A 13,003-nucleotide genomic window follows, 5' to 3' on the forward strand; every position below is an offset into this window, starting at 1 on the left:
CATTTTAATTAAAAAGAGCCCATGCGATGGGGTCTTATTTCTTTGCTTTGATTTTCCCGGTCCACATTTTGAAACCGCCCTTTAGATGAAATAGTTCCCTGTAGCCCTTTTTGTATAGCATGGCTGCAGCTCTTCCGCTGATGATTTCGCTTTGAGCGTACAAGTATACAGGCTTGTCCGGCCTGATTTCGACCAAGCGGGTTTTCATTTGCGTCATAGGGATGTTTCTTGCGCCTAAGATATGACCATTATCAAAATCATTCGGTTCCCGCACATCGATTAGTTGCACTTTTCTGTAGTTAGCGATAAATTCGTCCTGTGATAATGTTTTAACGATTTTACGCTGGCGGTACCAATTAAAAAGTGAATACACAATAACCGCTCCTACGACGATGAGCAGTGTATATAATAGTTCCAAACATAAAAACTCCCTTCTACCTTAACGAATACAGACAATACTTATTATATAATTGCTTTACTTAATAATCAAAAAGAATTTTCATCAAATTCTCTATCGACTTAATAGCACTTTCTTTTTTAGAGTGTTAAAGTCTGTTAAACTACTACATGTGAGTTTTTTTGGGGGAAAAACAGTCTATTTGAAATGAGGGGTAAGGATGACAAAAGTAAAATGGGGATTTATAGATTCTGGGTATTGTTCACCGGCTTTTAATATGGCGCTGGACGAGGCCCTTTTAAATTGGCAAAGCAAAGGGGAAATTCCGCCAATCATACGCTTTTACGGTTGGGATCCAGCGACATTGTCGATTGGTTATTTTCAAAAGGCAGAAGCGGAAATTGATTTGGAAGAGGTCAAAAGGCAGGGCCTTGGTTTTGTTCGCAGGCCAACTGGAGGACGAGCAGTACTGCACGAACATGAATTGACATATAGCGTAATCGTTCCAGAATCCTATCCGGGAATGCCAACTACCGTTACTGAGGCATATCGGGTCATATCGGAAGGAATATTAATGGGGTTCAGGAACCTTGGATTGGATGCTTATTTTGCCGTGCCTCGAACCGAGCAGGAGAAAGCGGCTTTAAAAGCACCCAAATCATCCGTCTGCTTTGACGCTCCAAGCTGGTATGAACTGGTCGTTGAGGGTAGAAAGGTTGCTGGCAGTGCGCAAACCAGGCAAAAGGGCGTCATCCTTCAGCACGGGGCCATTTTACTTGATCTTGATGAGGAAAAGCTATTTAGCGTATTTAAATTCTCGAATGACAGGGTTAAAGAAAGAATGCAAAAAAACTTAAGGAACAAAGCTGTGGCGATAAATGACATTGCCGGTAGAAAGATTTCCATCCCGGAAGCGAAAGCTGCTTTTGAAAAAGGTTTTGCCGATGGACTATCGATCGATTTAGAGCCATATGTCCTCACTGAACAGCAATTGTTGGAAGTGAAAGCCATTGCTGAAAGCAAATATGAAAGCGATGAATGGAATTTCATGAGATAGAAAAAGCAGAGTGATTAGAATGGAAAATAAAAAATTTTTCAGATTTGTTTGACCAATAAGCTATTCCTTGCAGGGATAAGCCCTAAAAGGGATGGGGAAAAAGCAAGGTCCAAATTAGTTGAAATCTGATGAAAAATTATTGTAAATCGACATTTTCCTCCCTTTTGCTAACTATATTAATTGATTTATCGTTTGACAAAATTAAAAGTTATTCAACTCAAACACAATATATAGTGGTTTAAATATTTAAAGTGACACTATATGTTGATTTTTGAGTTTCGCTATGATAAATTTAGGATACTTGTTAAGCGAAACGGACATGTAAGGCTACATATAGATTTTTGCGGCGGCAAGAACGGATCTTGAAACATATAAAGGAGAGGGAATTATGTCGGTTGTAATAAAAGAAGCTTTAAAGGTTGATCTAGAAAGGTTGAATAAGGATATTTCTTTATTTCCCCAGGTACACCCTGTAACGGCTGATATGAAAATGACGCATAAGGGAGTGTCCCGTCTAGTCATGCTTGACCGCTATTCTTTTAAGGATACTGAAAAAGTCACGCTCTCGGCAGGAGATTTCGTCGTGTTGACGATTAAGGAAGATCCGAAATTCCCGGCACGGGGTCTCGGTTACATCGTTGAAATAGATTGGGAAACGAAAAAAGCCAAGGTATTGGTGGATGATGAATTCCGTGGTGTATTGGATAATCCGGAAGAAGTGGAGACGGGGATTATAAACCGCCCGTTGGATATTATCGAAAAGCCGCTTGAAATATACTATGAACAAATTGCGAAACGTAATGCAACCGGATTGGCTTCAGTTGAAACAACGGAAGAAAAAAGAACGGAATGGTTCAATAAATTCTATGAAGAATTAAAGAACCTTAATTTTGTCCCAGCAGGACGCGTATTATATGGGGCAGGTTCCAATACGGATGTTACTTATTTCAACTGCTATGTGATGCCATTCGTACCGGATTCACGTGAAGGGATTTCCGAACATAGGAAACAAGTGATGGAAATCATGAGCCGCGGCGGCGGAGTGGGTACGAACGGATCGACACTGCGTCCAAGAAACACGCTGGCTAAAGGGGTTAATGGAAAATCCTCGGGTTCAGTATCATGGCTTGATGATATTGCGAAATTGACGCATCTTGTTGAACAGGGCGGAAGCAGACGCGGTGCGCAAATGATCATGCTTGCTGATTGGCATCCGGATATTGCAGAATTCATCATTTCCAAAATGCAAAATCCCAGGATTCTGCGTTACCTAGTGGAAAACACTAGAGATGAAGCCATCAAGAAATATGCGATGGATAAATTGAAATTCACGCCGCATACCGAACAGGAATCGGCTATGTATCAAGGAATCATCAATTATAAAGAGATTCCCGGTCTAGGTGGATTTAGCGAGAAAATCATTAAGGATGCAGAAGAAAAGGTACGTACTGGCGGAACGTACAGTGTCCATAATCCAGATTTTCTTACAGGTGCCAATATCTCGATTTGCTTGACCAAGGAATTTATGGAAGCAGCAGAACAAGATGCAGAATACGAATTGCGTTTTCCTGATGTTGAAAGCTATAATGCCGAAGAAATGGCTACTTATAATGAAGAATGGCATAAAGTCGGTGATGTTCGCGAATGGGAGAAGATGGGTCACAAAGTCCGTGTTTACCGTAAAATCCGAGCTAAAGAGCTTTGGAACTTAATAAACATTTGTGCGACATATTCTGCAGAACCTGGTATTTTCTTTATCGATAATGCTAATGAAATGACTAACGCTAAAGCATATGGTCAACAGGTCGTAGCTACGAACCCATGTGGTGAACAGCCATTGGCTCCATATTCAGTATGTAACCTTGCTGCTGTCAATTTAGCGGAAATGGCTGATAAAGACAACAAAACGGTTGATTTCGAGAAGCTTAAAGTTACCGTTGAAGTCGGTGTGCGGATGCAGGACAATGTCATTGACGCAACTCCTTACTTCTTGGATGAAAACAAAAAACAGGCTCTTGGCGAGCGCCGGGTTGGACTTGGTGTAATGGGTCTGCATGACCTGTTAATTTACTGTGAAACGGAATACGGATCTGAAGAAGGAAATATGCTGGTTGACAAGGTGTTTGAAACGATTGCGACTACTGCTTACAGGGCTTCCGTGGAACTTGCTAAAGAAAAAGGCAGTTTCCCGTTCCTGATCGGGTCAACGGATAAAGAAACCGATGAGCTTAGAACACGCTTCACACAAACCGGATTTATGGAAAAAATGCCGGAAGATATCAGGGAGAGTGTTGCTGCACACGGAATCCGCAACTCTCATTTATTGACTGTTGCTCCTACAGGAAGCACAGGAACGATGGTTGGGGTATCAACAGGTCTTGAGCCATATTTCTCCTTCACGTATTTCCGCAGCGGACGACTTGGTAAATTCATTGAAGTTAAGGCTGACATTGTACAGGAATATTTGGACCGTCATCCAGAAGCAGATACAAAAGAGCTTCCAAAATGGTTCATTTCCGCAATGGAATTAGCGCCTGAAGCACATGCTGATGTTCAGTGCATCATTCAACGCTGGATTGACAGCTCGATCAGTAAAACGGTCAATGCTCCTAAAGGATATACTGTTGAACAAGTTGAAAAAGTATATGAACGTCTATATAAAGGCGGAGCAAAAGGTGGTACGGTGTATGTGGATGGCAGCCGTGACAGTCAGGTTCTTACGCTCAAAGCGGAAGAAAACCAAATGGACGAGCAGCTTGAAATGGACGAATTGAATGATGTGGAAGTTAAGAAAAAAGTCGTATTGGTCGATACGATAAATGAACTGCGTTCGACGAATGTTACAATTGGATCGGAAGTAGGCAACACGTGTCCAGTCTGCCGTAAAGGCGAAGTACAGGAAATGGGCGGATGTAACACTTGCACGAATTGTGGAGCACAATTAAAGTGCGGGCTATAAACTGAAAGAACAAAGGTCGTTAAGTGCGCTGGAAAGTTAATCTTAACGGGGTTATATAAAAAATCAAAAGTTCAAGCAAGACAAAAAGTATAGGTAATGAAGAGAAGACCGAATCCTAGGATTCGGTCTTCTCTTTGCATTACTCAACCATTTTCATTTTGCTGGGCTATTTCCTTTTCGGCTAAGTATTGGTTCCCATCTTTCAATACGGAAAATTTATCGACAGAGTCTCCAGGGATATTCCTCGGATTTGGATATTTATTATCGGTTTGGACGGTCATTACTTGTTTTCCCATACCATTTGTCAAGAATTCTTGTTTATTAGCCATTTTGCATCTCCTTCATTTGATTTTCCCAATTAAAAACAATCATGAGGATAACAGAATAAAGAAAAACTATCCTTATTGATTAGATTGTCTAGTTTGATTGAAAATATGACAAATCCACAAAAGAATGGAGAACAAAATGAAGCCTTTTATCCCACAGTTAGTATATATCGAGCCTAGGGCATTGGATTACCCGCTTGGACGGGAATTGAAAAAGAAATTCGAGGATATGAATATTGAAATCCGTGAAACCACATCACATAATCAAATTAGGGATCTTCCTGGAGAAAATGATTTACAAAAATATCGTGTCGCCAAGTCGACTCTTGTGGTCGGGATCAGAAAAACATTGAAATTCGATTCATCTAAGCCCTCTGCTGAATATGCCATCCCGTTGGCTACTGGTTGTATGGGGCATTGTCACTATTGTTATTTACAGACAACACTTGGGTCAAAACCATATATTAGGACATATGTGAATCTTGATGAGATTTTCGAGGCAGCCGAAAAATATATTAATGAGAGAAAGCCTGAAATTACCCGTTTTGAAGCAGCCTGTACATCCGATATCGTCGGAATTGACCATTTGACACATTCATTAAAAAGGGCTATCGAATATTTTGGGAAAAGTGAATATGGAGTTCTCAGGTTCGTAACGAAATTTCATCATGTCGATCACCTTTTGGATGCTGAACATAATGGAAAAACAAGATTTCGGTTCAGTATAAATTCACGTTACGTGATAAAGAATTTCGAGCCCGGCACTTCGAGCTTTGAGGAAAGAATGGAAGCGGCGCGTAAAGTGGCAGGCGCCGGATATCCCTTAGGTTTTATCGTAGCTCCAATTTATCGTCATGAAGAATGGAAGGCAGGCTACCATGAATTATTCGAACGGTTAAGTGATTCATTAAAAGGGGTGGATATTCCGGATTTGACTTTTGAACTAATCCAGCATCGGTTCACTGGTCCAGCAAAAAAAGTGATTCAAAAAAACTATCCGAAAACAAAACTGGAACTGGATGAAACGAAGCGTAAATATAAATGGGGCCGATATGGAATTGGTAAATATGTTTATCAAACCGAAGAAGCCGCAGAACTGGAAACGACCATTCGAGGGTATATAGCGGAATTTTTCCCTAAAGCGGATATTCAGTATTTTACCTGATGAAGGGAATTTCTATATAAAACTGTCATAAATCGCTCTAATCCTGCTTAGAAATGTAAAGACCGGATTAGGGGAGGGCAGCTATGATTATTGACGGCGTTTTTTCCGGAGGCGGGATTAAAGCCTATGGTTTAGTGGGGGGCCTGCAGGAATTAGAGGAACGGGGTTTTGTATTCCATAGGACAGCGGGTACAAGTGCAGGATCCATCATTGCCGCTTTCGTAGCCGCAGGATACACGGGTAAAGAAATGGAAGAGGTTTTTTTTGATATAGATTTAAGCAGCCTGTTGGATAAAAGGCGTGGTCTTTTACCTATCCCGCTTGCCAAATGGCTCCTTGTATACTGGAAACTAGGCCTCTATAAAGGGGATGCTTTGGAAGCATGGATTGCCGGGAAGCTTTCCGAAAGGAATGTAGTCACTTTTAAGGATATCCGACCGAATTCCCTCCGTATCATAACCTCTGATATTACGAATGGTAAATTGGTGGTACTTCCTGATGATTTACCGAACTATGGAATTGATCCGATCACGTTTCCAGTCGCCAAGGCAGTAAGGATGAGTTGCAGCATTCCTTATTTCTTTGAGCCCGTAAAGCTTGATGTTGGGAAAAGCACATTCCTTTTCGTTGATGGCGGTGTGTTAAGTAATTTTCCAATGTGGTTATTCAATTCAGATCATGTAAGAAAGGAACGGCCAGTCATAGGGCTGCGCCTTAGTGTCGATGAGATATGGAAACCTCACGAGGTTGATAATGCGCTTGAATTGTTCTCCGCTCTATTCAAGACGATGAAAGACGCCCATGATGCACGTTATATTTCCAAGAAACACGTACAGAATATTGTGTTTATCCCGATGAAGGGAATTTCAGCATTGGATTTCAATCTGAATGATGAAAAAAAGGGTGAATTGATGAATCGGGGCAGAGAGCGTACGAAAGAATTCCTAAAGCATTGGACATATTGAATAAAAAGAAAAATCGGGCTCTTAAAAAGAAGCCCGATTTTTCTTTTTATTCTTTTTCCCTTCGATGACAGTTAAGTGACTATCGCTTTTCTTTCTCACTTTAAATTTTTTTGATGTTTTTGCTGCTGAGAAGCTAGCCACATTATCCTTTTTCGAAGTTCGGCTTTTTAGCCTTTTTTTCGATTGGAGGGCAGCCTTTCGGAATGCTTGCTGCTCTTTTTTTACTGGTTTTCCCTTTGTTAATCCGGTATAAATCATATAAATAATCCCTGCGACAATGGCTATTATGAGAATGTTTCTAAAAAAGCCAATCGGGTCATTAAATAGTCGGCTCATTAGTCCGAGGACTCCGAGGGCGATGATTCCGTATATCATGAAAGATATGAAACGTTTCAACAAAGACACCTCCTTAAGAGCATCATAAGCATTTTTTGCTTATTTTAAACATTCTTCAAGTGAAATTTTTGAAAAAAACGAAGATCATTCCTTTAGGTAGTATATGCAATTTCATAATCAGAATGTGTATGATGTTTTACACAATTACATCCGATTCTAAACCTTTTTCGGTGTTTTTTTCCATCCTTAACAATTCGCTGAAGGATGCCAATGCGACCTCGACTTGATCGTCGGAAGGAGCTTTGGTTGTCAATAACTGAAGCCAAAGGCCAGGATAGCCAAGGTAACGCAGAACAGGTATATCTCTAACTTTGTTGGTCAACTGCAATACCTCGAAGGCTATGCCGAGAACCACGGGGATAAGCAAAACGCGATCCACGACACGGAGCCATAATGGATCGGTCGGAACAAGCATGTAGACAAACATACCTACAATGACAGTAAATAAAATAAAGCTGCTGCCACAGCGATAATGAAGGCGTGAACTTGCCTGCACATTTGCTACGGTCAATTCTTTTCCGCTTTCAAAGCAATTGATCACCTTATGCTCAGCTCCGTGATATTGAAAGACCCGCTTGATCAAAGGTGTCATGGATACGACGTAAATGTATACGAGCAATAATAACAACTTGAACAAGCTTTCAATTAAAACCTGGGCCATATGGCCACTGAAAACGGGCCTTGTCAATTCGGCAAGAAAGACAGGAATCAAAGTGAAAAGCAACTTCCCAAATAGGAAGGAGAGAACACCGATTACGGCAACTCCCAGCCATACGCTTAATTTAGATGATTCCTTTGTTTCTTTTTTCTCTTCGTCCTGCTTTTCCTCGTTTTCTTGTTCATACTGTTCAGTGGAAAAGTTTAAATGTTTCGAACCGGTAGCACTCGACTGAATCAGTGCTACGATTCCCCGTAGAAACGGGACTTTTTTCAAGCGGTTTACAGCAGGTTTCGATTCACGCGGTAAATGATAATAGACAATCGTTGAATCTTTGCGGCGGACCGCAGTGACTGTGTGATGCTTGCCGCCGAACATGACGCCTTCCACAACAGCCTGCCCTCCATAAACGGGTTTTTGGACCTCAGACATTTCTACACCAACCTAATAGTTATTCACGTAGCTCTCTCATGGGTGCTAACATGTTTATTATCAAGTATCACAAGGGCTAATGACGCGCTTCAAAATGAATCGCACTTTTATCCTTGCAAATACTTTATGAATGTTGAATCACAGGAAGGTAGCATTATCCTGTGTACATTATAAACTTCAACAGAGGATGGATATTTTCCTCTGAAAAAAGCAGATTATTTATGATTTAATCATACAGAATAAATCATAAAACCTCTAGTGATTCTCCTCCTCAAGAATAAAAAAAATAGTTCTATTTAACAGAGGGCATACTATGTAGCGGAGGTGTTTGATATGTCTTCTAATGAAAATGGACAAAATCAACAGGAAAATCAAAACGTGTTAATCTATGATGTATTAGCTATCGGTTTTGTTGGGGGGGCAGCAGCGAGTATAGCCGGAATAATCACGCATTATGTTAATTTTATGGATTTCAGCCCCAAATTCATCCTTACTTCTTGGTCGAATATGACCTGGATTGATCACTGGCTTGGTACGGTCATGACCATACTTGTGTTTGGAATGATATCCGTAGGTATTGCTTTAATATACTATGGTCTCTTTAAAAGGATGAAGAGTATTTTTTCAGGTATTATTTTTGGAGTGGTTTGCTGGGTTTTGCTGATATTTGTCTTAAAACCAATGTTCTCCGATTTGCCAACCGTTTCGAAAATGTCGTCAAATACAATTATAACCAGTATATGCATTTTTATTTTATATGGTCTTTTTGTAGGATATTCAATATCATACGACCACCAGGAATATATACGTCAAAAAAGCAAAGCCGAAAAGCAGTCGGAAAGCTGAATGCTTCTTGGTTGTAAAAAAGTAGTAAGACAATTTGTAATTATGATAGAATGTTCATGGAAAGCATTCTTTTAATTATGAGCAGGTGTTTAGTGATGATAAAAATCTTATTAATCAATGGTCCGAATTTAAATCGCTTAGGGAAGCGGGAACCTGCACATTATGGATCCTCGTCGCTTGCGGATTTGGAAGCTCTATTACAAAAGCAAGCTCAAGGTTTAAATGTGGCATTGACCTCTTTTCAATCCAATCATGAAGGAGCGATTATCGACAAGCTCCATTGGTCGGAAGATCATGGGTTTGACGGGATTATCATTAATCCTGGAGCTTTTACTCATTATAGCTACGCGATTCGTGATGCAATTGCCGGAATTGATGTTCCAGTTGTGGAAGTGCACATTTCGAACATCCATGCCCGTGAAAGCTTTCGGCATGAATCAGTGACCGCGCCTGTATCGGCGGGACAGATTGTCGGCTTGGGGATACACGGATATGAATTGGCGTTGCAGGCGATCACAAAGATTGCAAAGGGGGAGAAATTATATGAATAAACTTACGCGTTTAAGAGCCTCAATGGAAAAGGTGGGCATTGATGGTTTTTTGATTACCAGTACATATAACCGCCGTTTCATGACCAATTTTACGGGAAGTGCAGGTGTTGTCCTGATCTCCCAAAAAGAAGCTAAATTCATCACTGATTTCAGATACGTGGAACAAGCCGGCAAACAGGCGACGGACTATGAAATCGTACAACATAAAGGAACCATCATCGAAGAAGTCGGTAAACAGGCTAAAGAAATGAATATCGGCACACTGGGCTTTGAACAGGAACATCTGACTTTTGCGACATATAAGGCATACGAAACGGGCATTGAAGCCCAACTTAAGCCTGTGTCTGGAATTATTGAGAATTTACGCTTGATAAAGACTTCATCAGAGATTAAGATATTAAAGGAAGCGGCCGCTATTGCCGATGCTGCCTTTACACATATTCTGGATTTCATCCGCCCAGGGGTTACAGAACTGGATGTATCCAATGAACTTGAATTCTTTATGAGGAAACAAGGGGCAACTTCTTCTTCCTTTGATATTATTGTAGCCTCTGGCATAAGGTCTGCTCTTCCACATGGAGTGGCTACGGATAAAATCATTGAAAAAGGCGATTTTGTCACATTGGATTACGGAGCATATTTTAATGGATATGTTTCAGATATAACTAGGACATTAGCAGTTGGCAAGCCGAGTGAAGAACTTATTAACATTTATGACATTGTTTTAGAAGCTCAACTGCGCGGAATGGCTGGGATTAAACCTGGGATGACGGGCAGGGAAGCGGATGCACTAACTCGTAATTTAATTGAAGAAAAGGGATTTGGGCAGTATTTTGGACATTCGACTGGGCATGGAATCGGTCTTGAAGTCCATGAAGGTCCAGCATTATCCTTAAGGTCCGATATCATTTTAGAACCAGGTATGGCCGTGACCGTTGAACCAGGCATTTACTTGCCGGGTGTTGGCGGAGTGCGGATTGAAGATGATACAATCGTTACAATTGAAGGTAACGAATCACTTACTCATTCAACGAAAGAGTTAATCATTCTGTAAACATGTACATGTAGGAGGACAATTTTATGATTTCTGTAAACGATTTTCGCACGGGTGTAACGATTGAAGTAGATAATGGAATTTGGCAGGTTATCGAGTTCCAACATGTTAAACCTGGTAAAGGTGCTGCATTTGTACGTTCTAAACTTCGTAATCTTCGTACAGGTTCAATCCAAGAGAAAACATTCCGTGCAGGTGAAAAAGTTGCGAAAGCACATATCGAAAACCGCAAAATGCAGTACCTTTATGCAAGCGGAGATAGCCATGTATTCATGGATAACGAAACATATGACCAAATCGAGCTACCAGCTTCAAGCATTGAACGTGAATTGAAATTCCTAAAAGAAAATATGGAAGTGCATATCATGACTTTCCAAGCCGAAACACTTGGGGTAGAACTTCCGAACACAGTTGAACTTGAAGTGGCTGAAACTGAGCCGGGAATAAAAGGCGATACATCTTCGGGCGGAACGAAATCAGCCGTACTTGAGACGGGCCTTTCAGTTCAAGTTCCATTCTTCATCAACCAAGGTGACAAATTATTGATCAATACAAATGAAGGTTCATACGTATCACGCGCATAATTGGAAGAAGACCGAGATTAATATCTCGGTCTTTTTTTTTGTTCTTTTTTGGTGCTTGACGTGATAAAAAATCAATAAAAGTCCAGTTTCTTTTTTAGCTTGTCATCATTTCGATCTGATCTGCATATATTTTATTGCAAGTGGTGTATACAGGAGGATTGTCAAAATGGAAACGATTCTTTCTTTTTTACCGAAAAAATTATACGAGCAGCTCCGGGGTATGACACCGATGATGATCGAAAAAATGGAAGAGCTGCGGATTCGAGTCGGAAGACCGCTTGAGGTCATTGTAGGAGGGGAACCTTTCTTCTTTTCCTATCAAGTGAGCCAATCGGATGCAGATCAATTATTGAATCAAATAGGTCAATTTTCGTTATATACGCTGGAGGAAGAATTAAAGCGAGGATATATAACCATAGCGGGCGGACATCGTGTAGGTCTTGCCGGGAAGGTGATTCTGGAAAATGGGTCTGTCAAAGCGATCAGGGATATTTCCTCATTCAATATTCGGATTGCACGTGAAAAAATAGGGGCGGCAGAACCACTCATTCCTTATTTATTCAATGGAGAATGGAAACATACAATGTTGATCGGTGCACCCCAAACAGGAAAAACGACCATATTACGTGATATTGCAAGAATGATATCCAGTGGAAATGAAAAAAGAGGCATTGCCCCTCAAAAGGTGGGAATAGTGGACGAGCGTTCAGAAATTGCCGGATGTGTTCATGGAGTGCCTCAGCTTGAATTTGGAACAAGGGTGGATGTGCTCGATGGATGTCCTAAAGCGGAAGGGATGATGATGATGATCCGTTCGATGTCCCCGGATGTATTGGTCGTTGATGAAATAGGACGCGCTGAGGATACACAAGCTGTGCTAGAAGCAGTAAATGCAGGTATTAAACTCATGATAACTACACATGGCCATACTCTGGATGAAATCAAGAAGCGGCCCTTTATCGCAGAAATATTAAAGCAAAACATCTTTGAACGTTTTATAGAATTGCAAAGAAGTAAATCAGGAAAGAGGAGCTATAAAGTCCTTGATGCAGCGGGAGTTCCTTTATTCTTGAGTGAAAGTGTGAACCCACATGTTTAAGATAATTGGAGCAGCCATCATTATTATAACCACGACATGGGCAGGCTTCGAGGCAGCGAAAAAATTAAGCATGAGGCCACGTCAACTGAGGCAGCTGAAAGTCGCCATGCAATCGCTTGAAGCTGAAATCATGTATGGTCATACACCTTTGAAAGAAGCAGCCAGGAAACTTTCTAAGCAGCTGGCCAAACCTTTATCCATCTTTTTCGAAACATTTGCAAATCGACTCGAATCGGGTGAGACCACCGTCAAAGAAGCATGGGATGAAAGTTTGAAGAAAATATGGCAATCCCTTGCTTTAAAACAGGGAGAGTTCGAGATTCTTTCACAGTTTGGGGAGACGCTTGGAAAAAGTGATAAATATCATCAGCAAAAGCAAATCATGCTAACGATGGCACACTTGGAACGGGAAGAGATCGATGCGCTCGACCGACAGGGGAAATATGAAAAAATGATGAAAAGTCTTGGTTTTTTAACAGGCCTATTATTAATTATTTTGTTGATGTAGGAATAT

14 protein-coding genes are annotated in these 13,003 nt (G+C 40.8%); 10 read left to right on the forward strand and 4 right to left on the reverse strand.

What is annotated here, in order from left to right; genetic code table 11:
* Positions 1–34: 34 nt before the first annotated feature.
* Entirely contained in the window at positions 35–418 is a 384-nt protein-coding gene (locus LQ203_RS06710) for a rhodanese-like domain-containing protein (protein WP_230156768.1), read from the reverse strand.
* A 199-nt stretch (positions 419–617) separates the two neighbouring features.
* On the opposite strand from LQ203_RS06710, the gene LQ203_RS06715 reads away from it, so the two are divergent.
* The gene (locus LQ203_RS06715; protein ID WP_230156770.1) at positions 618–1,454 is read left to right on the forward strand and encodes a biotin/lipoate A/B protein ligase family protein; all 837 of its coding nucleotides are present in this window, start codon (positions 618–620) and stop codon (positions 1,452–1,454) included.
* Positions 1,455–1,842: 388 nt separating this feature from the next.
* Complete coding sequence (locus LQ203_RS06720) at positions 1,843–4,413, forward strand: vitamin B12-dependent ribonucleotide reductase (RefSeq protein WP_230156772.1); 2,571 nt, start codon at positions 1,843–1,845, stop codon at positions 4,411–4,413.
* A 143-nt stretch (positions 4,414–4,556) separates the two neighbouring features.
* Here the strand turns inward: LQ203_RS06720 and LQ203_RS06725 are convergent, their stop codons facing one another.
* Positions 4,557–4,742 carry a hypothetical protein gene (locus LQ203_RS06725; RefSeq protein WP_230156774.1) on the reverse strand — a complete coding sequence of 62 codons (186 nt, stop codon included), beginning with the start codon at positions 4,740–4,742 and terminating at the stop codon, positions 4,557–4,559.
* A gap of 136 nt (positions 4,743–4,878) precedes the next feature.
* On the opposite strand from LQ203_RS06725, the gene splB reads away from it, so the two are divergent.
* Positions 4,879–5,904 (forward strand): spore photoproduct lyase, encoded by a 1,026-nt coding sequence (gene splB / locus LQ203_RS06730; RefSeq protein ID WP_230156776.1) that lies wholly within the window; start codon positions 4,879–4,881, stop codon positions 5,902–5,904.
* Between the two features lie 83 nt (positions 5,905–5,987).
* Positions 5,988–6,869, forward strand: a complete 882-nt coding sequence (locus tag LQ203_RS06735) for a patatin-like phospholipase family protein (RefSeq protein WP_230156778.1) — start codon at positions 5,988–5,990, stop codon at positions 6,867–6,869.
* Between the two features lie 21 nt (positions 6,870–6,890).
* Here the strand turns inward: LQ203_RS06735 and LQ203_RS06740 are convergent, their stop codons facing one another.
* A complete protein-coding gene (locus LQ203_RS06740) occupies positions 6,891–7,265 on the reverse strand; it encodes an SA1362 family protein (RefSeq protein WP_230156780.1) in 375 nt (124 codons plus the stop codon).
* A 136-nt stretch (positions 7,266–7,401) separates the two neighbouring features.
* Positions 7,402–8,355, reverse strand: a complete 954-nt coding sequence (locus tag LQ203_RS06745; RefSeq protein WP_230156782.1) for a DUF1385 domain-containing protein — start codon at positions 8,353–8,355, stop codon at positions 7,402–7,404.
* A 333-nt stretch (positions 8,356–8,688) separates the two neighbouring features.
* Between LQ203_RS06745 and LQ203_RS06750 the strand changes: the two genes are divergently transcribed.
* From LQ203_RS06750 to spoIIIAB, 6 genes are all read left to right on the forward strand, one after another.
* Positions 8,689–9,201: a YqhR family membrane protein gene (locus tag LQ203_RS06750; protein ID WP_230156784.1), complete on the forward strand. Its 513-nt coding sequence runs from the start codon at positions 8,689–8,691 to the stop codon at positions 9,199–9,201.
* Positions 9,202–9,296: 95 nt separating this feature from the next.
* Positions 9,297–9,752 carry a type II 3-dehydroquinate dehydratase gene (gene aroQ / locus LQ203_RS06755; RefSeq protein WP_230156786.1) on the forward strand — a complete coding sequence of 152 codons (456 nt, stop codon included), beginning with the start codon at positions 9,297–9,299 and terminating at the stop codon, positions 9,750–9,752.
* Positions 9,745–10,806: a Xaa-Pro peptidase family protein gene (locus LQ203_RS06760; protein ID WP_230156787.1), complete on the forward strand. Its 1,062-nt coding sequence runs from the start codon at positions 9,745–9,747 to the stop codon at positions 10,804–10,806. The genes aroQ and LQ203_RS06760 overlap by 8 nt, the downstream gene beginning before the upstream one ends.
* Positions 10,807–10,832: 26 nt before the next feature.
* Complete coding sequence (gene efp, locus LQ203_RS06765; protein WP_034308328.1) at positions 10,833–11,390, forward strand: elongation factor P; 558 nt, start codon at positions 10,833–10,835, stop codon at positions 11,388–11,390.
* 166 nt (positions 11,391–11,556) lie between these two features.
* Positions 11,557–12,489 (forward strand): stage III sporulation protein AA, encoded by a 933-nt coding sequence (spoIIIAA, locus tag LQ203_RS06770; RefSeq protein WP_230156788.1) that lies wholly within the window; start codon positions 11,557–11,559, stop codon positions 12,487–12,489.
* Positions 12,482–12,997, forward strand: a complete 516-nt coding sequence (spoIIIAB, locus tag LQ203_RS06775) for a stage III sporulation protein SpoIIIAB (protein ID WP_230156789.1) — start codon at positions 12,482–12,484, stop codon at positions 12,995–12,997. Before spoIIIAA ends, spoIIIAB begins: the two co-directional genes overlap by 8 nt.
* Positions 12,998–13,003 lie beyond the last annotated feature (6 nt).

Source organism: Peribacillus sp. Bi96, assembly GCF_918698115.1.
Classification (GTDB): Bacteria; Bacillota; Bacilli; order Bacillales; family DSM-1321; genus Peribacillus.

Bases quoted from the DNA above. Each gene is read 5' to 3' on its own strand.
- LQ203_RS06715 (WP_230156770.1), top strand. From the start codon at position 618: ATGACAAAAGTAAAATGGGGATTTATAGATTCTGGGTATTGTTCACCG.
- LQ203_RS06720 (WP_230156772.1), top strand. From the start codon at position 1,843: ATGTCGGTTGTAATAAAAGAAGCTTTAAAGGTTGATCTAGAAAGGTTG.
- LQ203_RS06725 (WP_230156774.1), bottom strand. From the start codon at position 4,742: ATGGCTAATAAACAAGAATTCTTGACAAATGGTATGGGAAAACAAGTA.
- splB (WP_230156776.1), top strand. From the start codon at position 4,879: ATGAAGCCTTTTATCCCACAGTTAGTATATATCGAGCCTAGGGCATTG.
- LQ203_RS06735 (WP_230156778.1), top strand. From the start codon at position 5,988: ATGATTATTGACGGCGTTTTTTCCGGAGGCGGGATTAAAGCCTATGGT.
- LQ203_RS06745 (WP_230156782.1), bottom strand. From the start codon at position 8,355: ATGTCTGAGGTCCAAAAACCCGTTTATGGAGGGCAGGCTGTTGTGGAA.
- LQ203_RS06750 (WP_230156784.1), top strand. From the start codon at position 8,689: ATGTCTTCTAATGAAAATGGACAAAATCAACAGGAAAATCAAAACGTG.
- aroQ (WP_230156786.1), top strand. From the start codon at position 9,297: ATGATAAAAATCTTATTAATCAATGGTCCGAATTTAAATCGCTTAGGG.
- LQ203_RS06760 (WP_230156787.1), top strand. From the start codon at position 9,745: ATGAATAAACTTACGCGTTTAAGAGCCTCAATGGAAAAGGTGGGCATT.
- efp (WP_034308328.1), top strand. From the start codon at position 10,833: ATGATTTCTGTAAACGATTTTCGCACGGGTGTAACGATTGAAGTAGAT.
- spoIIIAA (WP_230156788.1), top strand. From the start codon at position 11,557: ATGGAAACGATTCTTTCTTTTTTACCGAAAAAATTATACGAGCAGCTC.
- spoIIIAB (WP_230156789.1), top strand. From the start codon at position 12,482: ATGTTTAAGATAATTGGAGCAGCCATCATTATTATAACCACGACATGG.